Here is a 23,476-nt window from a genome sequence, read left to right as displayed (position 1 = left end):
GCCTCCAAAGTAAATGGGATTGAGTACAGCCTAACGTGAGACTCAGTCCCGCGGAATCGCTTGGTTCGATTCTACGAGGCGGCTACCTCGTCGGCGTCGGCCTCCTGGCCCGACTCGACAAAGGCATGCGCGATGACGGGGCTCGTGAGCGCGATCTGCCACGGCCGTGCGCCGTGGGCGGCGAGCGCGTCGCCGACGGATGCCGCGTCGATCTCGGCCGGGGGCATCCACGCGACGCGGCGTAGTGTGTCGGGGGTCAGCAGGTTCTCGGTCGGCATCTTGAGGTCTGCGGCGAGCTGCTCGACGAGCGGGCGTGCGGCCTTGAGCCGGGCATCCGCGGGCGGATTGCGGTCGGCCCAGGCGCGGACGGGAGGCATCCCGTCACCGGGCACCCGCTCCACCGGCAGTGCGGGATCGGCGCGACCGGCCTCGATCGCTCCCCACCAGCGGTCGAGCTGCGTGCGGCTCGCGCGCCCGGTGAACTCCTTGACGCGTGAGAGCTCCTGCTTGCTCGACGGGTCGGCGAGCACCGCGGCGATCAGCGAGCGGTCGGGCACGAGGCGCCCGGGCGCCGTGTCCTGGTCACGGGCGTACTCCTCGCGTGCCTGCCAGAGCGCGCGGGCGATCGCGAGCGAGCGCCGACCGCGCACGGTGTGCAGCCCGCTCAGGCGTCGCCACGGCTCTTCGCGCGGCGGCTTGTCGGGCCGGGTGCGCACGGCTTCGAATTCCTGCGCGGCGATCTCGGTCTTGTCCTGCTCCTGAAGCTCCAGGACCAGCGCGTCATACACGTCGACGAGGTGCAGGACGTCCAGCGTGGCGTACTCGAGCCACGGCTGGGGCAGCGGCCGCGTCGACCAGTCGGCGGCGGAGTGCGCCTTCGCGAGGGTGATGCCCAGCGTGTCTTCGACGACGGCGCCGAGTCCCACGCGCTCGTGCCCGAGCAGGCGCGACGCCAGTTCGGTGTCGAAGATCGACGGCGGCTCGAGGTGCAGCTCGCGCAGCGACGGCAGGTCTTGGCTGGCGGCGTGCAGGATCCACTCGGTGCCGCCGATGGACTCCTGCAGCGCGGCCATGTCGCCGATCGCGGGCGGGTCGAACAGGAACGCGCCGGCATCGCGGCGGAACGCCTGCACGAGGTAGGCGCGCTGTGAATAGCGGAACCCGGAGGCGCGCTCGACGTCGACGGCGACGGGGCCCGTCCCGTCTCGCAATGCGGCAGCGGCCTCGCGGAGGCCGGCGGCATCCGCGATCACGTCGTACTCAGCCACGCGTCGTCCTGTGCGATCCGAACACGGCGATCCCCTCCGACCCCGGCGGGAGCCCCGCCAACATGCACACCAGCTCTGCCCACGCGTCGACGTGAGCGGCCAGGTCGCCGGACGGCGACCACGAGGCGCGCAACTCTATCTGAGCACCATCGCCTTCGTCGGCCAAACTGCCGAAACCCTTCGAGAGCGTCTTGGTGGCGGTGCCGGATGCCGAGTGGAACCCCGCGCCGCGTGCCTTCAGGGCATCCATGAGCCACGACCACGCGACATCCGCGAGCAGGGGGTCGGTGCCGATCTCGGTCTCCAGCGGCGCCTGCGCGAAGCAGACGATGCGCCACGCTCCGCCCCAAGCATCCGGCTCGGCCGGATCGTGCAACAGGATGAGCCGCCCGGTGCCGTAAGCCGAGTCGACGCCCTCCTCGTCGGGGCGCACGTCACCGGCGATCGCGAAGGCATCCGGCGCCAGTGAAGAAGGGGCTGCGATCTCGCGTACCGTGAAGTCCGCGCGGAAGTCCATCGCGCGCAGCGCGTCGGCGACGCCGGCGAACGTCATAGGTTCAGCCGGCGGACGGGGTTCATCCACGGTGTCAGACTAGGATGTGGGGACGATGAAGGCATCCAGGCGCGCCGCCATCGGCGACTCACGCAGCGGCACCGCGGCGGTCCTTCGAGGGGCCGCCGTCGTTCTGGCATCCGCTCTCGTCGCGGTCTCGGCCGCGATCGCGTTCCTCACCGTCCGCGTCGCGCGCCGCGTCGTCATGCCGGCCGCGCGTGCGGTCGATACGCGGATCCTCGACGTCGACGTGGCCGCACAGACGATCACCCTCTCGCGCACGCCCGACACGATGCTGCCGGGGCGCTACGGCCTGTTCACGACGGGGGCGGCCGACTACCTCAAGATCGGGTCGGTGCTGTCCACCGGCGAAGACAGCGTCAAGCGGAAGCTGCTGACCGAGGTCGGCGACGGCATGGCGCTCGGCTCCGACGCCGCCTTCAGTGGCTGGTACTACCGAGGCCCCGGTGAGCTGCACCTGCCGTTCACCGACGAGTTCGTGCACGCGGCGCTCGGCAGCTGCCCGGCCTGGCTGTTCCCGGCGGGGGAGGACGGCGAGACCACCGACACGTGGGTCATCCAGATCCACGGCCGCGGCACGACGCGTTCCGAGTGCCTGCGCGCGGTGCCCGTCTTCCACGCGCTCGGGATCACGTCACTCGTCGTGTCGTATCGCAACGACGGCGAGGCGCCGCGCACCCGCACCGGCAGCTACGCGCTCGGCGCCACCGAGTGGCGCGACGTGGATGCCGCGATCACGTGGGCGCTGCGTCGCGGTGCGAAGCGGGTCGTGCTCATGGGCTGGTCGATGGGCGGCGCGATCGCGCTGCAGGTCGCGCTGGGGTCCGCGCACCGCGAGCGGATCGTCGGGCTGATCCTCGACTCGCCGGTCGTCGACTGGCGGACGGTGCTGAACTTCCAGGGTCACGAGATGGGGCTTCCTGGCCCCGTCACGGGTCTGGCGATCGAGACGCTGCGCGCCGACTGGACGGCGCCGGCGACGCGCGCCGACGGCGGCATCCCGTTCGACCGGCTCGACATCGTCGCGCGCGCGGGCGAGCTGCGGCATCCGGTGCTCATCCTGCACAGCGACGACGACGGCTTCGTGCCGTCGACCGCGTCGCACGGGCTCGCCCAGGCGCGGCCCGACCTCGTCGAGCTGCAGGTGTTCACGACGGCTCGGCACACCAAGCTCTGGAACTACGACCAGCAGCGCTGGACGGACGCGATCGGCGACTGGTTGCGCCGACACGACCTGGCGCCCAGCGAGGAGCTCGCCCCGTGAGCGTCGTGCACCTGACCGAACGCAGTCCGCAGGTGTCCGGCGCCGAGATGGTCGCCGCGCTCGTGCCGCCGCCGCAGTTCGACGACGCGACGTTCGAGACGTACCGCGCCGATGCCGCGTATCCGTCGCAGCAGGATGCCAAGGATCTGCTGATCTCGTTCAGCCGCGGGGGAGCGCCGGCCGAGCGCGGCGGGCTGTTCCGTCGCGCGAAGCGCGCCCCGGAGATGAAGCCGGGCGTCTACCTCGACGGGGGCTTCGGCGTCGGCAAGACCCACCTGCTGGCATCCATTTATCACGCGATGCCGGCTCGCCGGAAATACTTCGGGTCGTTCATCGAGTACACGGCTCTCGTGGGTGCGCTCGGCTACCAGAAGACCGTCGAGCTGTTCCGCGGCGCCGATCTGCTGTGCATCGACGAGTTCGAGCTCGACGACCCGGGCGACACGATGGTCATGACGCGGCTGCTCGGCGAGCTCGTGCCGACCGGGACGAAGCTTGCGGCGACGTCCAACACGCCTCCGAACGCGCTCGGCGAAGGGCGGTTCGCGGCGCAGGACTTCCTGCGCGAGATCCACGCGATGTCGGCGAGCTTCGAGACCCTGCGCATCGACGGTACCGACTACCGCCAGCGGGCGATCGACGGGCACGCGATCGCGCTCGATGACGGCGCCTACGCGCAGGCAGTGACGGATGCCGCGGCGGCGGGCACGGCATCGGACGACGATTTCGCCGGGCTGATCCGCCACCTCGCCACCGTGCACCCGTCGCGCTACATCCGGCTCATCGAGGGCGTAGACGCGATCGGCATGCGCGACGTCGTGCAACTCGATGACCAGTCCGCGGCGCTGCGCTTCGTCGCTTTCGTCGACCGCGCCTACGACGCGCAGATCCCGGTGCACGCGAGCGGACTGCCGCTCGATGAGGTCTTCGCCCCCGAGATGCTGGGCGGCGGCTATCGCAAGAAGTACCTGCGCGCCATCTCGCGTTTGAACGCTCTCACGCACTCTTGATCGTTTCTGCGCTCAATGCGCAGGATGCCGAAACGCGATGTTTACCGGAGGGAGCATCACGTAACGAACCCGAAATGTGGCTCGTATGCGCTCCGAAATGAAGCCTCGCGAAACTTGCTCCAGCGACGACCCGATCCCGAAACGCGGGCGTTGGCACATGTCACTCGAACAAGTGAGGTAACACCTAATGGACTCTGGAGCATTCGCCTGGGCGATCACGGCCACAGCGTTGGTGCTGTTCATGACGCCAGGACTCGCCTTCTTCTACGGCGGCCTCGTCAAGGCCAAGAGCGTCGTCAGCATGATGATGATGAGCTTCGGCGCGCTGGGCCTGGTCGCCGTGCTGTGGATCCTGTACGGCGCCAACATGGCGAGCGTCGACAGCACGTGGTCGTTCGCCGGCAACCCGTTCTCGGACTTCGGCCTGGGCGGCATCGCCGGTGACAGCGAGGCGCTCGTCGGCACCGCCTTCGGTGCGACCTTCGCGATCATCACCGTCGCGCTGATCTCGGGCGCGATCGCCGACCGCGCCAAGTTCGGCTCGTGGCTGATCTTCGCCGGCCTGTGGGCGACGCTGGTCTACTTCCCGGTCGCCGCGTGGGTCTGGGGCGGGGGCTGGATCCTCAACCTCGGCACCTCGATGGGCCTGTCGGCTGAGGTCATCGACTACGCCGGTGGTACCGCCGTCCACATCAACGCCGGTGCGGCAGCGCTCGCTCTCGCCCTGGTGCTCGGCAAGCGCGTCGGATTCCAGAAGGGCATCCACAAGCCGCACAACGTGCCGCTCGTGATGCTCGGCGCAGCCATCCTGTGGTTCGGCTGGTTCGGCTTCAACGCCGGCGCGGAGTACGCGGGTGACTTCAGTGGCGCGGGCCTCATCGTCCTCAACACGCTCGGTGCCACGGCGGCCGCGATCATCGGCTGGATTGTCGTCGAGAAGCTCAAGGACGGCAAGGCCACCTCGGTCGGCGCCGCTTCGGGTGCCGTTGCGGGCCTGGTTGCCATCACGCCTTCCTGCGCCAACCTGGCTCCGGGCTGGGCCCTGCTGCTCGGTGTCCTCACCGGTGCCGTCTGTGCCCTCGCTGTCGAACTGAAGTGGAAGCTCGGCTTCGACGACTCGCTTGACGTCGTGGGCATCCACCTCGTGGGTGGTCTCATCGGAACGCTGTACCTCGGCTTCTTCGCCACCGACACGGGCCTGTTCCTCGGTGGCAACGCCGACCAGCTCATCGTCCAGTTCATCGCCGCCTTCGCGGTCCTCGCTTACTCCTTCATCGTCGCCTACGTCCTCGGCTTCGCGATCGAGAAGACGATCGGCTTCCGCGTCAAGAACGAAGACGAGATCGCGGGCATCGACACCGTCGTGCACGGCGAAGAGGGTTACGCCCTGGTCGACTGACACCCACCGAACACAGCACGCACGAAGGGCGTCGGACTCCGGTCCGGCGCCCTTCGCCGTTGACCCGTCGTTGCCCGGCCGCTGGGCGAGCTCGTTGCTACGCTGGCCCCGTGAGCGACACGAGCGGTAGAGGTGGCACAGACGAGAACGCGGGCGTGGATGAGCACGCTGGGCAGAGGGGGCCGGCTGCGACCATCGAGATCGAGCCGCCGGCTGCCGACGGGCTCGTGCTCACGTATGCCCCGCAGCGCGATGGGGATCCGGATGCCGGGGAAGTGGTCTGGACGTGGGTGCCCTATGAAGAGGGTGACGGACGTGGCAAGGACCGGCCCGTTCTCGTGATCGGCGTGCAGAACGCGCAGCGCGCATACGCCGTGCGACTGACGAGCAAGTCGCACGAGGGTGATCGCGACTTCCTGCCGATCGGACCCGGAGCGTGGGATTCGCAGGGTCGCCCGTCGTGGGTCGACATCGAGCAGGTCTACAGCGTGCACCGCGACGGCATGCGTCGCGAGGCATCCGCCCTCGATCTGACACGGTTCGCACGGGTCGCGCAGGCGCTGCAGAAGCGATACGGCTGGAGTGTGGGTGGCTGACCGCCGCGGCCGGATCGCCGGCGGCTGGCTCGTGCTGGCCCTCGTCGTCGGGGTCGTGCTGTGGGTGCTGACCTTCACGACCGTCGGTCAGTGCAACGACGCGGTCGACCCGACGACAAGCGCGTGTGTGACGTCGGGAGCGCTCGACGGACCGCAGGGGATCGTCGTGTGGGTCGCGTGGGCGTTGTTCGCCTGGTGGTGCCTGCAGCGCGCGCTGCGGCCCGTACGGCGCCACACGCGGTTGCGGCGCGCGCAGACCGACACCGCGCCGGCCGCAGACGGATCCACGCCCCGGATCGGCGCGCACACGACGGTCGAGGTTCCGCTGCCCGACCGCGGGGGAGTGCGCCTCGCGTACGCGCCGCGGCGCGACGGCAGACCTGACCCCGGTGAAGTCGTGTGGGCCTGGGTGCCCTATCAAGAGGATCCGACCCGCGGCAAAGACCGGCCGCTGCTCATCATCGGGCGACAGGACGCGCAGCATCTGCTCGCCATGAAGCTGACGAGCCGTTCGCACGATCGCGACCGCGACTACCTCGCCCTCGGCTCAGGGCCGTGGGACGCGCAGGGACGACAGAGCTGGCTCGACATCGACCAGGTGTACCGGGTGCATCCCGCGGGGATCCGGCGCGAGGCATCCGCCGTGTCCGCGGACGTGTTCGCCCGCGTCGCCCGCGTGCTGTCGCGGCGCTACGGCTGGATTCACGACTGAGCAGGCGGATGCCGAGAGATTTCGGTGGGCGATGCCGGACTCGAACCGACGACCTCTTCCGTGTGAAGGAAGCGCGCTACCAACTGCGCCAATCGCCCAAGACCCACAAGGGCCGAGATCCGATGCTACCCGATGCCGGGCCGCGGCACCGAATCCGCGGCGTGACACGCGCGAGACGCGCTCAGTTTGGCGTTCGGAGATTCCTCGACTAAAGTCGATGAAGTTCCCGGGGCAACCAGGGAGCACGCGGATGTAGCGCAGTTGGTAGCGCATAACCTTGCCAAGGTTAGGGTCGCGAGTTCGAGTCTCGTCATCCGCTCGAGTGCAGGTGTCTTCCTACGGGATGATTCCGACACGTGGGTCGAACCACATGGTGGCGTGGCCGAGCGGCTAGGCACCGGCCTGCAAAGCCGTTTACACGGGTTCGAATCCCGTCGCCACCTCGCCTCACAACTGAATATGCCTGTATAGGCGCGATTGGCGCAGCGGTAGCGCGCTTCCCTGACACGGAAGAGGTCACTGGTTCGATCCCAGTATCGCGCACCGAATGAAGCCCCCGGTTCTCCGGGGGCTTTTCTCGTTAGGCTCAGCACATGGCTCAGCTCGTGCTCACCGTCGTCGGCGACGATCGCGCCGGACTCGTCAACGCGCTCGCACAGAAGATCGCCGAGGTCGGCGGCAACTGGGAACAGAGCGAGCTCGCCGAGCTTGCGGGCGCATTCGCCGGCATCGTGCTCGTGTCCGTTCCCGACGACCACGTCGCGGCGTTCACCACCGCGCTTCGCGACCTTGACGGTCTGCTGAGCGTCACGGCGCATACAGGCTCCGCCGCTGATGCTGCGGCCGGGGAGTCCGGTCACACCCTCGCCTTCACCGTGCTGGGCAACGATCGCCCGGGCATCGTCCGCGATGTGACGGCTGCGATCGCCGCACACGCCCTGTCGATCGACACCTTCCGCAGTCGTACCCTCGAGGCTCCCATGGCCGGCGGCACGCTCTTCGAGGCATCCGTCTCTGTCAGCGTGCCGGCGAGTGCGGATGCTGAAGCGATCACCCGCGCCCTCGAAGCGCTCGCGGGGGAGATCCAGGTCGACCTCACCGTCGCCTGATCGCTCGCGATCGTCCGACCCAGTCGCGCAGGGGCGCGCTCCCCGGGTTCCTCCGAGTGCGCGGCGCGCAGCGCGATGAGCCACGCGATCGTTCTGTCGCCGGCTCGCGGCCGCGCGGGCTGCTGTGCCCCCGCGCGGGGCGCGGAACGTGCTCGAAAACTGAGTAGCCTAGATTCGAGCCTTTTCTGGAGAATCCCTTTGACTGACGTCGCCCCTGAATCCATCCCGTCGCCCGCGGTGACCTACCCCGCCGACGGATTCGCCCTGTTCCCCGACCGCTCCGTGATCGCTTTGCGCGTCAACGGCGAGCTCAAGGACCTCGCCGTCGTCGTCGAGGCGACCGACGCGGTCGAGCCGGTGACGATCGACAGCCCCGACGGACTGTCGATCCTGCGCCACTCGACGGCGCACGTGCTCGCGCAGGCGGTGCAGCGCATCAAGCCGCAGGCGAACCTCGGCATCGGTCCGCCGATCACTGACGGGTTCTACTACGACTTCGGCGTCGCCGAGCCGTTCACGCCCGAAGACCTCAAGGCGATCAAGAAGGAGATGGAGCGCATCGTCCGCGAGGGCCAGCGCTTCGTCCGTCGCGTCGTGACCGAAGACGAAGCGCGCGCCGAGATGGCCGACGAGCCGTTCAAGCTCGAGCTCATCGATCTCGCCGGAGGCCCGGGTTCGGGCGCGAACGCTGCCGAAGGTGCCTCCGCCGAGATCGGCGCCGGTGAGCTCACGATCTACGACAACGTCACCCGTGACGGCGAGACGGCGTGGCGTGACCTCTGCCGCGGCCCGCACGTGCCGTCGACCCGCCTCGTCGGCAACGGCTGGGACCTCACCCGCATCGCGGGCGCCTACTGGCGCGGCAGCGAGAAGAACCCGCAGCTGCAGCGCATCTACGGCACGGCGTGGGCGACCAAGGACGAGCTGCGCGCCTACCAGCAGCGCCTCGAAGAGGCCGCCAAGCGCGACCACCGCAAGCTCGGCAAGGAGCTCGACCTCTTCTCGTTCCCGGATGAGATCGGCTCGGGACTGTCGGTCTGGCATCCCAAGGGCGGTGTCGTCCGCGGCGAGATGGAGCAGCACGCGCGGCGTCGACACATCGAGGCCGGCTACACCTACGTGTACACGCCGCACATCTCCAAGGAAGACCTCTTCCTCACCTCGAACCACCTCGTCACCTACCGCGAGGGCATGTTCCCGCCGATCGTCATGGACGAAGAGCGGGATGCCGAGGGCAACATCACCAAGCAGGGCCAGGACTATTACCTGAAGCCCATGAACTGCCCGATGCACATCCTCATCTACAAGGAGCGTGCCCGCAGCTACCGTGACCTGCCGATGCGCCTTGCAGAGAACGGCACGGTCTACCGCAACGAGCTCTCCGGCGCACTGCACGGCCTGACCCGCGTGCGCGGCTTCACGCAGGACGACTCGCACCTGTTCGTCACGCCCGACCAGCTCGAGACCGAAGCGACCCGCGTGCTCGAGTTCGTCATCTCGATGCTGCGCGACTTCGGCCTGACCGACTTCGAGCTCGAGTTGTCGATGCGCGATGACGAGAAGAGCAAGTGGATCGGCTCGGACGAGTTCTGGGAGTACTCGACGGATGCCCTGCGCAAGGTCGCAGTCGCGTCGGGTCTGAAGCTCACCGAGGTGCCGGGCGAAGCCGCGTTCTACGGCCCGAAGATCGACCTCAAGACACGTGACGCGATCGGACGCACCTGGCAGCTGTCGACCGTGCAGGTCGACCCGAACCTGCCGGAGCGCTTCGATCTGGAGTACACCGGCCCCGACGGTGAGCGCCACCGCCCGATCATGATCCACCGGGCGCTGTTCGGCTCGATCGAGCGCTTCTTCGCGATTCTGCTCGAGCACTACGCCGGGGCGTTCCCGGTGTGGCTGTCGCCGCTGCAGGTCGTCGGCATCCCCGTCGCGGACGACTTCGCGCCGTACCTCGATGAGATCATCGACCGGCTCCGCGCACGTGGCGTGCGCGCCGAGGTCGACCACTCGTCCGACCGGATGCCGAAGAAGATCCGCACCCACACGACGCAGAAGGTGCCGCTGCAGCTGATCGCGGGGGAGCAGGACCGCTCGGCCGGCACCGTGTCGTTCCGCTTCCGCGATGGAACGCAGACCAACGGCATCCCGGTCGACGAGGCGATCGAGAAGATCACCGCCGCGATCGCGTTGCACGCCCTCGTCGACACCGCCGCGGACCTCGCGTGACGGAGCCCCCCGTGGTCCCCGAGCCTGTCGAGGGGGTCCCCGAGCTTGTCGAGGGGCTGGAGGAGGCCAGCGCGTTCGCCGGTGTCCCGGATGGGTTCCAGCGCCTGTGGACGCCGCATCGCATGGCGTACATCAACACCGGCGCCGACGCGCTGCGCGGCACGGGATGCCCGTTCTGCGCCGCACCCGGTAAGTCCGACGCCGACGGCTTGATCGTCTATCGCGGCGTGACGTCCTACGTGCTGCTGAATCTCTTCCCGTACAACTCAGGTCACCTGCTCGTATGCCCGTACCGGCATGTGGCGACCTACGATCAGGCCACGCCGGAAGAGGTTGCCGAGATCGGCGCCCTCACGCAGACCGGTATGCGCGTGCTGCGCGAGGTCTCACGGTGCGACGGGTTCAACATCGGCATGAACCAGGGGGCGGTCGCGGGCGCCGGTGTCGACGAGCACCTGCACCAGCACATCGTGCCCCGATGGGCATCCGACGCGAACTTCTTCCCGATCATCGCGCGCACCAAGGCGCTGCCGCAGCTGCTCGGCGAGGTGCGCGAGGCCCTGGCATCCGCCTGGCCCGCCTGACCCGACGTTTCGTCTCGCTGCGCTCGCTCAACGACCGGTGGTGGGCCCTCCTGGTCGTTGAGCGAGGAGCGTAGCGACGAGACGAAACGTCGTGCGGTGGGGGACGTTTCGTCTCGCCGCGCTCGCTCAACGACCGGTTGTCGCCCCTCCCTGTCAGCGCACGCGGGTGACGGCGAACTGCAGGCGGGGGTGCGCGTAGAACTCCTGCGACTCGACCAGCAGCAGCTCGCGTGAGCCCGCGTTGTACGTCGCCTGGAGCAGGTCGTACACGCTCGAGACGGTGTGCGCGAGGGCGGATGACGCGTCGCCCGACGCCTTGTAGTGCGCCGTGAACAGCGCCGCGGTCACATCGCCCGAGCCGTTCGCCTTCATCGGGATGTGCGGAGTCTGCACGATCCAGGCGCCCTCGTCGGTCACGGCGAGCATCTCGATCGTGCCCTCCGGCCGGTCGGGGCGCTCGACCGACGTGACGAGCACGGTGCTCGGGCCCATCACCCGCGCCGCATCGGCGGAAGCAAGGGTCGAGTCCAGGTCGCTCGGCTCGGTGTCGGTGAGGAACCCGAGCTCGAACTGGTTCGGGGTGATGATGTCGGCGTTCGGCACGACGCGCTCGCGCAGCAGCACCGGGATCGCCGGTGCGACGAAGCATCCACTCTTCGCGTTGCCCATGACCGGGTCGCAGGCGTACACGGCATCCGGGTTCGCGGACTTCACCCGCGCGACGGCGTCGAGGATCACGTCACCGATGCCCTCGCTGCCCTGGTATCCGCTCAGCACGACGTCGATCTGACCGAGCACGCCGCGCTCTTCGATGCCGGTGATGACGTCGCGGACGTCGTCGGGCGAGATGAGCGGGCCACGCCACGCGCCGTACCCGGTGTGGTTGGAGAAGTTCACCGTGTAGACCGGCAGCACCTCGACGCCGATGCGCTGCAGCGGGAAGACGGCGGCGGAGTTGCCGACGTGTCCGTAGGCGACGGCGGACTGGATGGAGAGGATCTTCACGATCATCCTGCTTTCGAGGTCGCGGCCGCCGCGTCGATCGCGTCGGCCAGGTCGGATGCCAGACGCGAGAGCTCCGCGTCGGAGAGGTCGTGGACGGTCAGGCGCAGATGGCGGGTCGCGTCGTCACCTTCGAGGACGAACTCGTCGCCGGGCCGGGCGAGCCAGCCGCGGCGCATGAGCTGCTCAGAGACCGCGCGTGCCGCGACGGGCAGCGGCACCCACAGGCTCAGGCCGTCGCCGGCGGTCACGTCGACGCCATGTGCGGCGAGAACGGCGGATGCCGCGGCGTTGCGCCGCGCGTAGTGCGCGCCGGCCGCGCTGACGGCAGCGGTGGCATCCGGATCGGTGAGCAGCGCGTGGCTCAGCCGTTGCAGCAGGTGGCTGACCCACGTCGCACCGGGGTTCAGGCGCCGTGCGAGGCGCTCGGCCGTGTCGGGGTCGGAGGCGGTCACGGCCAGACACATGTCCGGCCCGAGGAACTTCGACACCGACCGGATCAACGCCCACCGGTGGTGACCCGGGCCGATCACCGAGTGGAACGGCTGCGCCGACAGCAGCGAGAAGTGGTCGTCCTCGATGACGAGCACGTACGGGTGCGCCGCGAGCACGGCACGCAGCGCGGCGGCCCGCTGCGCTGACAGGCTTGCGCCGGTCGGGTTCTGGGCGCGCGGCGTGAGCAGCACGGCCCGCACGCCGGCATCCAGCGCAGCTTGCAGCCCCGCGACGGTCATGCCCTCGGCATCCACCGGCACGGCGACCGGACGATACCCGCCCAGGCGCACCGTGTTCAGGCTCGCGAGGAAGCACGGGTCTTCGAGGGCGACCGCGTCGTCGCGGGTGAGGGTCTGCGCGAGGAGGCGCTCGATGGCGTCGGATGCCCCGCCGGTGATCGTGAGCTGTAGCGGTCGGTCGTCGCCGACGGCGGTGCGCATCCAGTCGGTCGCCCAAGCCTCGAGGTCGCGGTCGATCACGGGCTCGCCGTAGAGCACGGGGCGTCCCACGATGCGGCCGAGCGCGGCGGACGGATCGGGGATGCGTGCAGGGTCGGGGTTGCCGGTGCCCAGGTCGCGCAGGACGGTGCCGTGCGCGAACCCTTCCTGAGCGACCGGCGTGCGATCGGTCACGCGGGTGCCGGCGCGTCCGCGTGCTTCGACGACGCCGGCCTGGGTGAGCAGGCGGTAGGCGGCGACGACCGTGTTGCGGTTGACGCCGAGGTCGTCGGCGAGCGCGCGCACCGGGGGCAGAGCGGCGCCGGGCGACAGCGTGCCGCGTTCGACGAGTTGCCGCACACTGTCGGCGATCTCGGTCGCCGCGGCTCCCGAGATCTGCGCGCTCGTCGTCACATCCGTCATCGTTGCGAGTCTATGTCACGGAACATGCTACGTTTTGGCCTAGGTCAAACGCGGCATCCTGCCGTGTCATACGAAGGAGCCCGAGTGTCCACTCCCACCACCGGATCGTCCCGCGTCAAGCGCGGCCTCGCCGAGATGCTCAAGGGCGGCGTCATCATGGACGTCGTCACCCCCGATCAGGCGAAGATCGCCGAGGATGCCGGTGCCGTCGCCGTCATGGCCCTCGAGCGCGTGCCCGCCGACATCCGCGCCCAGGGCGGCGTGTCGCGCATGAGCGACCCCGACATGATCGACGGCATCATCGACGCCGTCTCGATCCCGGTCATGGCGAAGGCGCGCATCGGCCACTTCGTCGAGGCGCAGGTGCTGCAGGAGCTCGGCGTCGACTACATCGACGAGTCCGAGGTGCTGTCGCCCGCCGACTACGTCAACCACATCGACAAGTACGACTTCACCGTGCCATTCGTCTGCGGAGCCACGAACCTCGGCGAGGCGCTGCGTCGCATCACCGAGGGCGCCGCGATGATCCGGTCGAAGGGTGAGGCCGGCACGGGCGACGTCTCTGAGGCGATGAAGCACATCCGCAAGATCCGCGGTGAGATCGCGGCGCTCGGCGCGCTGTCGAAGGACGAGCTCTACGTCGCCGCGAAGGAACTGCAGGCGCCGTACGACCTCGTCGCCGAGATCGCTGAGACCGGCACGCTGCCGGTCGTGCTGTTCGTCGCGGGCGGCGTCGCGACGCCGGCGGATGCCGCGATGATGATGCAGCTCGGCGCCGACGGCGTGTTCGTCGGATCGGGCATCTTCAAGAGCGGCAACCCCGCCGCGCGCGCCGCCGCGATTGTGAAGGCGACGACCTTCTACGACGACGCGAAGGTCATCGCCGACGTCTCGCGCGGCCTGGGTGAGGCGATGGTCGGCATCAACGTGACCGACCTGCCCGCGCCGCACCGCCTCGCCGAGCGCGGCTGGTGACACCGACCATGTCCCATTTTCGGTTGTTTGCGGCATCCGGAAGCAGCCATAAGTGGGACATGGTCTGCGGTAAGTGGGACATGGATGCCCGGGACAGGAATGGCCAGGGAGGGGTGAGGCTGTGACGAGGGTGGGGGTGCTTGCCCTGCAGGGTGACGTGCGCGAGCACGCGCGGGTGCTGACGGCGCTCGGCGCGGAGGTCGTGCTCGTGCGGAGGCCCGAGGAACTGGCATCCGTCGACGGACTCGTGCTGCCCGGCGGCGAATCGAGCGTGATCGACAAGCTGTCGCGCGCGTTCGGCATGCAGCAGCCGCTGCGCGACGCGATCGAGAGCGGGATGCCGGTGTACGGCACCTGCGCGGGCCTGATCCTGTTGGCCGACCGCATCGCGAACCCGATCGCCGGGCAGCAGAGCGTCGGCGGCCTCGACGTCACGGTGCAGCGCAACGCCTTCGGCGGGCAGGTCGAGTCGTTCGAGACCGCGCTGACGGTCGACGGGTTCGATGAACCCGTGCATGCCGCCTTCATCCGCGCGCCGCTCGTCACCGAGGTCGGGCCGCGGGCGCAGGCGCTGGCCGCGCTGCCCGACGGCGGTGTTGTCGCGGTGCGCCAGGGGAATCTGCTCGGCACGGCGTTCCACCCCGAGGTCGCCGGCGAGACCCGCTTCCACGAGCTGTTCCTCGATCTCGTCCGCGCGGCGTGATGTCACTGCGCGGCGTGGTCGCGCACGATCCGTGCGATGGCGGCGACAGTGCGATCGACGTCGTCCGCCGTCGTCGCCCACGATGACATCGAGCAGCGCAGGCTCGCCCGCCCTTGCCACACGGCACCGGTGAGCGCGGCGGTACCCTCCTCGAGGATCGCGGCTCCGAGCGTGCGCGTCGCGTCGTCATCCTCGAGGCGGAACATGACCTGCGTATAGACGACGTCGTTCAGGACGGTGATGCCGGGGATGCCGCGCAGCGCCGCCTCGAGGTGCACGGCGTTGTCGTGCAGCCGGTCCACGAGGCGCCCGACGCCGTCACGGCCGAGGCTGCGCAGCGCCGCCCAGACCGGTACGCCGCGACCGCGGCGGGAGAGTTCGGGAGTGACGTCCCACGGATCGAGCGACGAATGCACGAGGTAGTCGCCGCCGGCACGGAACATCGCGACGGCATCCTCCGGATCGCGGAGGATTGCGATCCCGCAGTCGTACGGGGCATTGAGCGTCTTGTGCGCATCCGTCGTCCACGAATCGGCCGCGCCGATCCCTGTCGTGAGTGCGCGCAGGGTTGGGTCCTGCGCGCCCGCGGCCCACAGTCCGAAGGCGCCGTCGATGTGCACCCACGCGTCGTGACGCCGAGCGATCGGGATGAGCTCGGCGAACGGGTCGAATGCACCGGTGTGCACCTCGCCCGCCTGCAGGCACACGATCGTCCGCCCGGCCGGCGTCGCGTCGAGGGCCGCTGCGAGGGCGCCGGGAAGCATTCGCCCCTGATCGTCTGCTGCGACGATCGTCAGTTCGTCGAGGCCGATGCCGCAGAACCGCGCCGCGCGGTCGATTGCCCCGTGCCTGTATTCGCCGACGACGAGGCGCACCGGCGGCGCACCGCGCAGGCCCCGTCGGGTGAGGTCCCAGCCGGCGCGGCGGAGGACGGCGTGCTGAGCCGACGCGAGACACACGAAGTTGGACATCTGAGCGCCTGTCACCCACGCCACCGCCGCGTCGGTCGGAAGGCCCAGGAGGTCGCAGACCCATTCCCCCGCGACCCGCTCGAGTGCGACAGTCGTGGGCGTCAGCGTGCTCGAGCCGGCGTTCTGGTCCCACGTTGAGACGAGCCAGTCGGCCGCGAGGGCCGCGGGTAGCGTGCCGCCGACCACCAGGCCGAAGAAGCGTCCGCCCGGAATGGCGACAAGTCCCGCATCGCCGCGCCCCGCGAGGTCCGCGATGATGCTCGCCGCATCCTCGCCGTTCTCGGGCAACGGACCGCCGAAGACGGCCTGCATCTCGTCGAGTGTCGTGCGCGGCCAGACCGGCCGATCGGGGAGTGATGCGTAGAACTCCGTAGCCGCACGATGGGCGACATCGAGCGCTCGCTCTCTTTCATCCATACCTCCTAAGTGTCGGTGGGATGACCGTGAGATACAACGGACGTCGCACGCGGTCGTTATCGTACGAGCATGACCACCTGGGTGGCGCTGCTGCGCGGCGTCAATGTGAACGGCATCACGATCCGGAGCGCGGATCTCGCCACGCTCTTCCGCGACCTCGGTATCGCCGACGTGAAGACGATCCTCGCGAGTGGCAACGTGCGGTTCGAAGCGGATGCCCCGGCGTCCAGCCGCACCGAACTGAAGCTCCGCATCGAACAGGCGTTGCGCGAGCGGTTCGACTATGACGCGTGGATCGTCCTGGTGAGCATCGACGAGCTGCGCGCGGCGATCGACGGGTATCCGTTTGACGCCGCCGACGCGGGGCGGCAGCCGTACGTGATCTTCTGCAGCGACGAGGTGGTGCGGGCAGAGCTGGCGGAGGCTACGGCATCCGTCGACCCGGGCGAAGACCCGGTGCAAACGGGCCAGGGCGTTTTGTACTGGAGTCCCGAGAAGGGCCGGTCGGTTGACACTCCGTTCGCGAAGATCCTCGCGAAGGCGCGTTACAAGGCCACCACGACGACCCGGAACCTGCGCACACTCGAGAAGATCGCGAACGCGAGCTGAGTGTTGTCGCGGTACCTGGCCGTAGGTCGGGGGCGCGGGCCGTTTAGAATAGACGATGCCCTGGGCGCGAGCCGGGGCGAGACGACGAGCGGAGACTTATGTCCGGACACTCCAAATGGGCCACCACGAAGCACAAGAAGGCGGTCATCGACTCGCGCCGTGCCAAGTCGTGGGCGAAGCTCATCAAGAACATCGAAGTCGCGGCCAAGCTCGGCGGCCCCGACCTGCAGGGTAACCCGACGCTGTTCGACGCGGTTCTGAAGGCGAAGAAGACCTCGGTCCCGAAGGACAACATCGACCGAGCCATCAAGCGCGGCGCCGGCATCGGCGGCGAGTCGGTCGAGTACGCCTCGATCATGTACGAGGGCTACGGTCCGAACGGCGTCGCCCTCATGATCGAGTGTCTGACCGACAACAAGAACCGTGCCGCGGCCGAAGTGCGCACGGCGCTGTCGCGCAACGGCGGTACGCTCGCCGACCCGGGCTCGGTCGCCTACAACTTCAGCCGCAAGGGCGTCATCGTCGTCTCGGGCGACGGCACGACCGAGGATGATGTCATGCTCGCCGTGCTCGAGGCCGGCGCCGAAGAGGTCGAGCCGCACGCCGAGGGCTTCGAGGTCGTCACCGAGGCGACCGACCTCGTGACCGTCCGCACGGCGCTGCAGGATGCCGGCATCGAGTACGAGTCGGCCGACGTCGAGTTCGTGCCGAACCTCAAGGTCGAGATCGACGCCGACACGGCGCGCAAGATCTTCCGCCTCATCGACGCACTCGAAGACAGCGACGACGTGCAGAACGTCTTCAGCAACTTCGACCTCACCGCCGAGGTGCAGGCCGAGCTCGAGGACGACGAGTAAGCCGCAACTCGCGTTTCGCAGGGCGGATGCCGCGAACCCGACGCCTAGCGTGGGGGAGTGGCATCCGCTCTTCGCGTTCTCGGCATCGACCCCGGCCTCACCCGCTGCGGCGTCGGCGTCGTCGACGTGCGCGCGGACCGGTCTGCCTCGCTCGTGCACGTCGGGGTCGTCCGGTCGGCGACCGACCTGCCGATCGGTGAGCGCCTCGCTGTGATCGCAGCAGGCCTGCGCGGAGTGCTCGCCGAGCACTCGCCCGATGTCGTCGCCGTCGAGCGCGTGTTCGCGCAGCAGAACCGCAACACGGTGATGGGCACAGCGCAGGCGAGCGGTGTCGCGCTGCTGCTCGCGGCCGAGCACGGCCTGCCCGCCGCGACGCACACGCCCTCAGAAGTGAAGGCCGCGATCACGGGCTACGGCTCGGCCGACAAGCTGCAGGTGCAGACGATGGTCGCGCGCGTGCTGCGCCTCGACGCGCTGCCGCAGCCCGCGGATGCCGCCGACGCCCTCGCGATCGCGCTGTGCCACGCCTGGCGCCGCTGCGGCCCGTCCGCGGGCTCGGGCGGCGGAGCGCTCACCCCCGCGCAGCGCGCGTGGGCGGATGCCGAACGCGCCGCGGCGCGGCGCTAGGCATCCTCCTTCATCCGTACGCTTTTGTCGCTGGCGTGCGCCGGAGGCGACAGGCTGGGACGGATGAGTGGGGATGCCTCGCCGCGAGCGGCCGCTCATCCGTCCGCTTCTGTCGCTGACGAAAGCCGCAGGCGACACTTCGGGACGGATGAACGACGCCGCCGCCCCACGAGCAGGCGCAACCCCGAGGCGTGTCGGTCGAACAAACATGCGAACGCGCACGTAGGCTGGCGGCATGATCTCCTCGCTGCGCGGCCGAGTGCTGCATACGGATGCCGAGTCGGTGATCGTCGAAGTCGGAGGCGTCGGGTTCTCGGTCGCCGTGCCCACTCCCGTCGCACGCATACTGCACGCCGGCGATGAGGCCGTGCTGCACACGCACCTGGTCGTGCGCGAGGACGCGCTGTCGCTGTTCGGATTCGCCGAGCGCGACGAACTCGAGACATTCATCCTGCTGCTGAGCGTGTCGGGCGTCGGCCCGAAGTCGGCGCTGGGGGTGCTTTCGGGCCTGTCTGTGCCGCAGATCGCCGCGGCGGTCGCTGCCGAAGACGACGCGCCGTTCCGCAAGGTGTCCGGCATCGGACCCAAGACCGCGAAGTTGATCGTCGTGCAACTGGCGGGCAAGCTCCATGCAGCCGCCACGCCCGGCGCGGCGCCGGCGTCCGCGCCGACGGCGATCACCGGCCAAGTCGTCGCGGCGCTTGTCGCCCTCGGCTGGAACGAGCGCGTCAGCACCGAGGCCGTCCACGAGATCACCGAGACGGCCGCGTCGACCGACCTGGCATCCGTGCCCGCGATGCTCAAACTCGCGCTCGCGCAGCTCGGCCCGAGCCGAACGGAGCGCGCACGTGTCTGACGACGCCGCCCGCAACCCGAGCCTCGCCGAGGACGAGACCGAACTCGCCGTCGAGGGCGCGCTGCGCCCGACCTCGCTCGCCGAGTTCGTCGGCCAGCAGAAGGTACGCGGTCAGTTGCAGCTGCTATTGGATGCCGCGCGCATCCAACAGCGCCCCGCAGATCACATCCTGCTGTCAGGCCCGCCCGGACTCGGCAAGACGACCCTCGCGATGATCGTCGCGCACGAGAGCGAGCGTCCGCTGCGTCTGTCATCGGGGCCGGCGATCCAGCACGCCGGCGATCTCGCCGCACTGCTGTCGAGCCTGACGCCCGGTGAGGTCCTGTTCATCGACGAGATCCACCGCATGGCGCGCTCGGCAGAAGAGATGCTGTACCTCGCGATGGAGGACTTCCGCATCGACATCATGGTCGGCAAGGGCGCCGGCGCCACGAGCATCCCGCTCGATCTCGCACCGTTCACACTCGTCGGTGCGACGACCCGTTCGGGGCTGCTGCCGAACCCGCTGCGCGACCGCTTCGGCTTCACCGCGCACCTGGAGTACTACGAACCCGACGAGCTCGAACGCGTCATCGCGCGGTCGGCCGTCATGCTCGGCGTCGACGTGCCGCCGGCCGCGCGCGAAGAGATCGCGCGGCGCTCGCGCGGCACACCGCGCATCGCGAACCGGCTGCTGCGCCGCGTGCGCGACTACGTCATCGTCCACGGCGGCGGCCCCTCGACAGGCTCGGGGACCATGCGCCCGGCAACCGAGCACGACGTGTCAGCGGCGCTGGATCTCTACGACGTGGATGCCATCGGCCTGGACCGCCTCGACCGTGCCGTGCTCGACGCGATCGTGCGACGCTTCCGCGGCGGGCCGGTCGGGCTCAGTACGCTCGCCGTCACGGTCGGTGAAGAGGGTGAGACCATCGAGTCGGTCGTCGAGCCGTACCTCGTGCGCATCGGGTTCCTGGGGCGCACGCCGCGCGGTCGCATCGCGACCCCCGACGCCTACGCGCACCTGCGCGTGCCCCACCCGGGCGAGGCACTTCAACTCGATGACCTATAATCGCTGAAGGCTTCTGCCGCATGCTTCGCGCCGATGGGCGCGCTCCCGAGAGGTTGTATTCATGGACTGGATTCTGCTCGTCGCGATGGCGGCACTGCTCATCTTCATGTTCTGGAGCTCGCGTCGCCGCGCTGCCCGCATGAAGGCCGAGCAGGAGGCCAAGTCGCGCGCCATGATTCCGGGCGTGAAGGTGCTGCTGCAGGGCGGTCTCTACGGCACGCTCGTCGAGTACGACGGTGAAGACCTGTCGAAGTCGGCACGCGTCGCGCTGGCTCCGGGCTTCGAGGTCGAGGTGCACAGTCAGGCGATCCTGCGCGTCGTCGAGGAAGAGACGCTCACCGAGGACGATTTCATCGAGGCGGAGGCCGACCAGGCCGAGTACGCAGCCGACGTCGCCGACGGCGAGATCACCTCGCTCAGCGATGACCAGGCAGCAGACCGCGCCGCGGCATCCGACGCCGAGCCCGGCGACAAGCCGCAGTCCTGACCCACTCCGCGTCTTCGCGGCTCTTCGAAGAAAGCTGACCCTCCGTGGCCACACCCACCCCCGTGCGTCATGCCTGGCGCGCGCTGACCGGCCTGCTCGCGATCGTCGTGGTGCTCTTCGGCATCAACGCCCTGGGCGTCTACGCGTTCGGCAAGAGCTCGTGGGTCCCTGAGCTCGCGCTCGACCTGCAGGGCGGCACGCAGATCATCCTCGAGGCGAACACGCCGGACGGATCGGCACCGTCCACCGAGCAGATGGACCAGGCGGCCACCATCATCCGTCAGCGCGTGGACGCGTCGGGTGTCGGCGAGGCCGACGTCTCGACGCAGGGTGCGAACCAGATCGTCGTGCAGATCCCCGGCGTGGCTGATGAAGAGACGCGCAACCGCATCGAGGCATCCGCCCAGATGCAGCTGCGTGCCGTGCTGTACACGACGGCTGCGAGCACGACGTACGTCGGCGAGGACGGCAATGCGACGCCGTACCCGACGCCCGATCCCACGCTCAACTCGACGCCCACGGTTGCGCCGACCAACGGCAGCGACCTGAACTGGATCACCGACGCGCTGTACGCGAAGTTCCTGGCGTACGACTGCTCTGACCCGGCGAACGACCCGGCAAACGAGCCGAAGGACGAGCCGGTCATCGCGTGTGACCCGACCGGCACGGCGAAGTACCTGCTCGGACCGGTCGAGCTCGACGGTTCGGCGATCACGGATGCCACCAGCGGTGTGAACACGCAGAACGGCCAGTGGGTCGTCAACATCACGTTCGACAGCGAGGGCACGCAGATCTTCGGCGAGGTCAGCCAGCGTCTCTACGCGTTCACGCAGGCAGGTACCACTCCGCAGAACCAGTTCGCGTTCGTGCTCGACGGCGTCGTGATCTCGGCGCCCTCGATGAACGGCGTGATCCTCGACGGCAAGCCGCAGATCAGCGGCTCGTTCGATCAGGAGAGCGCCAAGACGCTCGCCGACCAGCTCAAGTACGGCGCCCTGCCGCTGAGCTTCGACGTCGTGAGCTCGAACTCGATCTCCGCGACCCTCGGTTCGCAGCAGCTGCAGATCGGTCTCATCGCGGGCCTGATCGGTCTTGCGCTCGTCGCGCTGTACTCGCTGATCGTCTACCGGGCGCTCGGCTCGGTGATCATCGCATCGCTCGCAGTTATGGGCGTGCTGACGTACATCATCCTGTGCATCCTCGCGTGGCGCATGGGCTTCCGCCTGTCGCTGGCCGGCGTCGCGGGCCTCATCGTCACGATCGGCTTCACCGCCGACTCGTTCATCGTGTACTTCGAGCGCATCCGTGACGAGCTCCGCGACGGCAAGTCGATCACGGGCGCCGTCGAAGACGGCTGGGGCCGCGCGAAGCGCACGATCTACATCTCGAAGTCGATCAACATCCTCGCCGCCGTCGTGCTGTACATCCTGGCGGATGCCACGGTGAAGGGCTTCGCGTTCACGCTGGGCCTGACGACCGTCATCGACATCGGGATCTTCATCCTGTTCACCCACCCCGTCATGCAGTTGCTGGCGCGGACGCGGTTCTTCGGTGGCGGCCACCCGCTGTCGGGCCTCGACCCCGAGGCGCTCGGCGCCGTCTACCGCGGCCGTGCGCAGTTCCGCGAGCCAGTCGCCGCGGCGGCAGGCAAGGGCGCGGCCGCACGTCGTACGAGCCGCTCGCGCGGTGAGGCGGAGCGTCGCCAGACGATCGCCGAACGCAAGCAGGCTGAGCTGTCGGCGAGTACCCGCAACACGACGGAGGGGGACGACTGATGCGCTCCATGAACCAGTTCGGTAACGACCTCTACACCGGCAAGACCTCGTTCCCGTTCGTCGGCCGCCGCAACCTGTGGTTCATCATCGCCGCGATCCTCGTGATCGGCGCGGCTCTCGTGCCGCTCATCCGTCCCATCTCGTTCTCGATCGAGTTCACCGGCGGATCGCAGTTCACCGTCAGCGGTCTGACGAACCCCGACCAGTCTGTGGCGACGACGGCCGTGCAGTCCGTCGTGACCGACGCGAACACCAAGGTCACCACGATCGGTACGACCGAGGGCGAGCAGTCGATCCGCGTCCAGACCGATCAGATGACGGATGCCCAGACGCGCGCCGTCACGACCGCGCTCGCGTCGGCGTTCGACGTCGCCGAAGACGAGGTCAGCTCGTCGTTCATCGGCCCGAGCTGGGGTGAGGACGTCACGCGCCAATCGCTGTGGGGCCTCGCGATCTTCCTCGCACTGACCTTCGTGATCCTCGCGGTGTACTTCCGCACCTGGAAGATGTCGGTCGCCGCGATCATCGGCCTCGTCGACGTGCTGGTCATCACGATCGGCGTCTACGCACTGTTCGGGTTCGAGATCTCGCCGGCTGCCGTGATCGGCTTCCTGACGATCCTGTCGTACTCGCTGTACGACACGACGGTCGTGTTCGACAAGATCCGGGAGAATACCCGCGAAGACGGGGAGATCTCCGGGCGCACATTCGGCGAATCGGTCAACCTCGCGGTGAACCAGACGCTGATCCGGTCGATCAACACGACCGTCGTCGCCGCGATCCCGACCGGTGCGATCCTGTTCATCGGTGCCCTGTGGCTCGGTGCGCAGACGCTGACCGACATCTCGCTGTCGATCTTCGTCGGAACGATCGTCGCCGCCTACTCGACGCTGTTCGTCGCGGCGCCGCTGTACTCGCTGCTGCGTGAGAACGAGCCCGACATCAAGGCGCGCGATGCGCGGGTGCTGGCTGCCCGCGAGCGTGCGGCCGTCGAGGTCTGACGCGAGGTCCTGTACGCCGGGCGTAGGATTGACGGGCTGTATGAG

The 23,476-nt window shown here is 68.9% G+C and carries 23 protein-coding genes and 4 tRNA genes; 21 read left to right on the top strand and 6 right to left on the bottom strand.

The features are described 5' to 3' along the window. Positions 1-71 precede the first annotated feature (71 nt). On the bottom strand, positions 72-1,268 hold the full coding sequence (locus BGO46_RS06730) for an HRDC domain-containing protein (protein WP_292679090.1): 1,197 nt from the start codon (positions 1,266-1,268) through the stop codon (positions 72-74). Further along, entirely contained in the window at positions 1,261-1,821 is a 561-nt protein-coding gene (locus BGO46_RS06725) for a DUF3000 domain-containing protein (protein ID WP_292679163.1), read from the bottom strand. The genes BGO46_RS06730 and BGO46_RS06725 overlap by 8 nt, the downstream gene beginning before the upstream one ends. Before the next feature lie 55 nt (positions 1,822-1,876). Between BGO46_RS06725 and BGO46_RS06720 the strand changes: the two genes are divergently transcribed. The 5 genes from BGO46_RS06720 to BGO46_RS06700 all read left to right on the top strand — a co-directional run bounded on the left by BGO46_RS06720 (position 1,877) and on the right by BGO46_RS06700 (position 6,823). Then, complete coding sequence (locus BGO46_RS06720; protein ID WP_292679093.1) at positions 1,877-3,106, top strand: alpha/beta fold hydrolase; 1,230 nt, start codon at positions 1,877-1,879, stop codon at positions 3,104-3,106. 47 nt (positions 3,107-3,153) lie between these two features. Then, positions 3,154-4,116, top strand: a complete 963-nt coding sequence (zapE, locus tag BGO46_RS06715; protein WP_292679166.1) for a cell division protein ZapE — start codon at positions 3,154-3,156, stop codon at positions 4,114-4,116. A 187-nt stretch (positions 4,117-4,303) separates the two neighbouring features. Next, positions 4,304-5,515 carry an ammonium transporter gene (locus BGO46_RS06710; RefSeq protein WP_292679095.1) on the top strand — a complete coding sequence of 404 codons (1,212 nt, stop codon included), beginning with the start codon at positions 4,304-4,306 and terminating at the stop codon, positions 5,513-5,515. Positions 5,516-5,670: 155 nt separating this feature from the next. Then, on the top strand, positions 5,671-6,111 hold the full coding sequence (locus tag BGO46_RS06705) for a type II toxin-antitoxin system PemK/MazF family toxin (RefSeq protein ID WP_292679099.1): 441 nt from the start codon (positions 5,671-5,673) through the stop codon (positions 6,109-6,111). Continuing rightward, the gene (locus BGO46_RS06700; RefSeq protein ID WP_292679101.1) at positions 6,104-6,823 is read left to right on the top strand and encodes a type II toxin-antitoxin system PemK/MazF family toxin; all 720 of its coding nucleotides are present in this window, start codon (positions 6,104-6,106) and stop codon (positions 6,821-6,823) included. Before BGO46_RS06705 ends, BGO46_RS06700 begins: the two co-directional genes overlap by 8 nt. A gap of 25 nt (positions 6,824-6,848) precedes the next feature. On the opposite strand, the gene BGO46_RS06695 is transcribed toward BGO46_RS06700, so the two are convergent. Continuing rightward, positions 6,849-6,921, bottom strand: a tRNA-Val gene (locus BGO46_RS06695). Positions 6,922-7,069: 148 nt separating this feature from the next. Here BGO46_RS06695 and BGO46_RS06690 point away from each other — a divergent pair. From BGO46_RS06690 to BGO46_RS06665, 6 genes are all read left to right on the top strand, one after another. Then, positions 7,070-7,142: transfer RNA gene (locus BGO46_RS06690), tRNA-Gly, on the top strand. 53 nt (positions 7,143-7,195) lie between these two features. After that, positions 7,196-7,266 (top strand) — tRNA-Cys (locus BGO46_RS06685). 28 nt (positions 7,267-7,294) lie between these two features. Beyond that, a tRNA-Val gene (locus BGO46_RS06680) sits at positions 7,295-7,366 on the top strand. A gap of 50 nt (positions 7,367-7,416) precedes the next feature. Then, positions 7,417-7,932 carry an ACT domain-containing protein gene (locus BGO46_RS06675; protein WP_292679103.1) on the top strand — a complete coding sequence of 172 codons (516 nt, stop codon included), beginning with the start codon at positions 7,417-7,419 and terminating at the stop codon, positions 7,930-7,932. Positions 7,933-8,130: 198 nt separating this feature from the next. Continuing rightward, positions 8,131-10,161, top strand: coding sequence for a threonine--tRNA ligase (gene thrS, locus BGO46_RS06670; RefSeq protein ID WP_292679106.1), 2,031 nt, complete (start codon positions 8,131-8,133; stop codon positions 10,159-10,161). 11 nt (positions 10,162-10,172) lie between these two features. After that, a complete protein-coding gene (locus BGO46_RS06665) occupies positions 10,173-10,745 on the top strand; it encodes an HIT domain-containing protein (RefSeq protein ID WP_292679109.1) in 573 nt (190 codons plus the stop codon). A gap of 153 nt (positions 10,746-10,898) precedes the next feature. Here BGO46_RS06665 and pdxY read toward each other — a convergent pair whose 3' ends face one another. Beyond that, complete coding sequence (pdxY, locus tag BGO46_RS06660) at positions 10,899-11,750, bottom strand: pyridoxal kinase PdxY (protein ID WP_292679111.1); 852 nt, start codon at positions 11,748-11,750, stop codon at positions 10,899-10,901. 2 nt (positions 11,751-11,752) lie between these two features. After that, positions 11,753-13,102, bottom strand: a complete 1,350-nt coding sequence (locus BGO46_RS06655) for an aminotransferase class I/II-fold pyridoxal phosphate-dependent enzyme (protein ID WP_292679113.1) — start codon at positions 13,100-13,102, stop codon at positions 11,753-11,755. A gap of 84 nt (positions 13,103-13,186) precedes the next feature. On the opposite strand from BGO46_RS06655, the gene pdxS reads away from it, so the two are divergent. Beyond that, positions 13,187-14,077, top strand: a complete 891-nt coding sequence (gene pdxS / locus BGO46_RS06650) for a pyridoxal 5'-phosphate synthase lyase subunit PdxS (protein ID WP_292679115.1) — start codon at positions 13,187-13,189, stop codon at positions 14,075-14,077. Positions 14,078-14,198: 121 nt separating this feature from the next. Beyond that, positions 14,199-14,780, top strand: coding sequence for a pyridoxal 5'-phosphate synthase glutaminase subunit PdxT (pdxT, locus tag BGO46_RS06645; protein WP_292679117.1), 582 nt, complete (start codon positions 14,199-14,201; stop codon positions 14,778-14,780). A gap of 2 nt (positions 14,781-14,782) precedes the next feature. Here the strand turns inward: pdxT and BGO46_RS06640 are convergent, their stop codons facing one another. Further along, positions 14,783-16,168, bottom strand: a complete 1,386-nt coding sequence (locus tag BGO46_RS06640; RefSeq protein ID WP_292679120.1) for an aminotransferase class V-fold PLP-dependent enzyme — start codon at positions 16,166-16,168, stop codon at positions 14,783-14,785. A gap of 69 nt (positions 16,169-16,237) precedes the next feature. On the opposite strand from BGO46_RS06640, the gene BGO46_RS06635 reads away from it, so the two are divergent. From BGO46_RS06635 to secF, 8 genes are all read left to right on the top strand, one after another. After that, positions 16,238-16,777, top strand: coding sequence for a DUF1697 domain-containing protein (locus tag BGO46_RS06635; protein ID WP_292679124.1), 540 nt, complete (start codon positions 16,238-16,240; stop codon positions 16,775-16,777). Between the two features lie 98 nt (positions 16,778-16,875). Next, complete coding sequence (locus BGO46_RS06630; protein ID WP_292679126.1) at positions 16,876-17,634, top strand: YebC/PmpR family DNA-binding transcriptional regulator; 759 nt, start codon at positions 16,876-16,878, stop codon at positions 17,632-17,634. Positions 17,635-17,691: 57 nt separating this feature from the next. Next, positions 17,692-18,261 (top strand): crossover junction endodeoxyribonuclease RuvC, encoded by a 570-nt coding sequence (ruvC, locus tag BGO46_RS06625; RefSeq protein WP_292679128.1) that lies wholly within the window; start codon positions 17,692-17,694, stop codon positions 18,259-18,261. Positions 18,262-18,496: 235 nt separating this feature from the next. Then, on the top strand, positions 18,497-19,117 hold the full coding sequence (ruvA, locus tag BGO46_RS06620) for a Holliday junction branch migration protein RuvA (protein ID WP_292679130.1): 621 nt from the start codon (positions 18,497-18,499) through the stop codon (positions 19,115-19,117). Then, positions 19,110-20,168: a Holliday junction branch migration DNA helicase RuvB gene (gene ruvB, locus BGO46_RS06615; RefSeq protein ID WP_292679131.1), complete on the top strand. Its 1,059-nt coding sequence runs from the start codon at positions 19,110-19,112 to the stop codon at positions 20,166-20,168. Before ruvA ends, ruvB begins: the two co-directional genes overlap by 8 nt. Before the next feature lie 61 nt (positions 20,169-20,229). Continuing rightward, positions 20,230-20,655 (top strand): preprotein translocase subunit YajC, encoded by a 426-nt coding sequence (locus BGO46_RS06610; protein ID WP_292679133.1) that lies wholly within the window; start codon positions 20,230-20,232, stop codon positions 20,653-20,655. Between the two features lie 44 nt (positions 20,656-20,699). Next, positions 20,700-22,430: a protein translocase subunit SecD gene (secD, locus tag BGO46_RS06605; protein WP_292897297.1), complete on the top strand. Its 1,731-nt coding sequence runs from the start codon at positions 20,700-20,702 to the stop codon at positions 22,428-22,430. Then, positions 22,430-23,431: a protein translocase subunit SecF gene (gene secF, locus BGO46_RS06600; RefSeq protein WP_292679139.1), complete on the top strand. Its 1,002-nt coding sequence runs from the start codon at positions 22,430-22,432 to the stop codon at positions 23,429-23,431. The genes secD and secF overlap by 1 nt, the downstream gene beginning before the upstream one ends. Positions 23,432-23,476 lie beyond the last annotated feature (45 nt).

It is taken from the genome of Microbacterium sp. 70-16, assembly GCF_001898315.1.
Taxonomy (GTDB): Bacteria; Actinomycetota; Actinomycetes; order Actinomycetales; family Microbacteriaceae; genus Microbacterium.
Note: the sequence above shows the minus strand (reverse complement) of the source record. Positions and strands in the feature narration are given on the sequence as shown.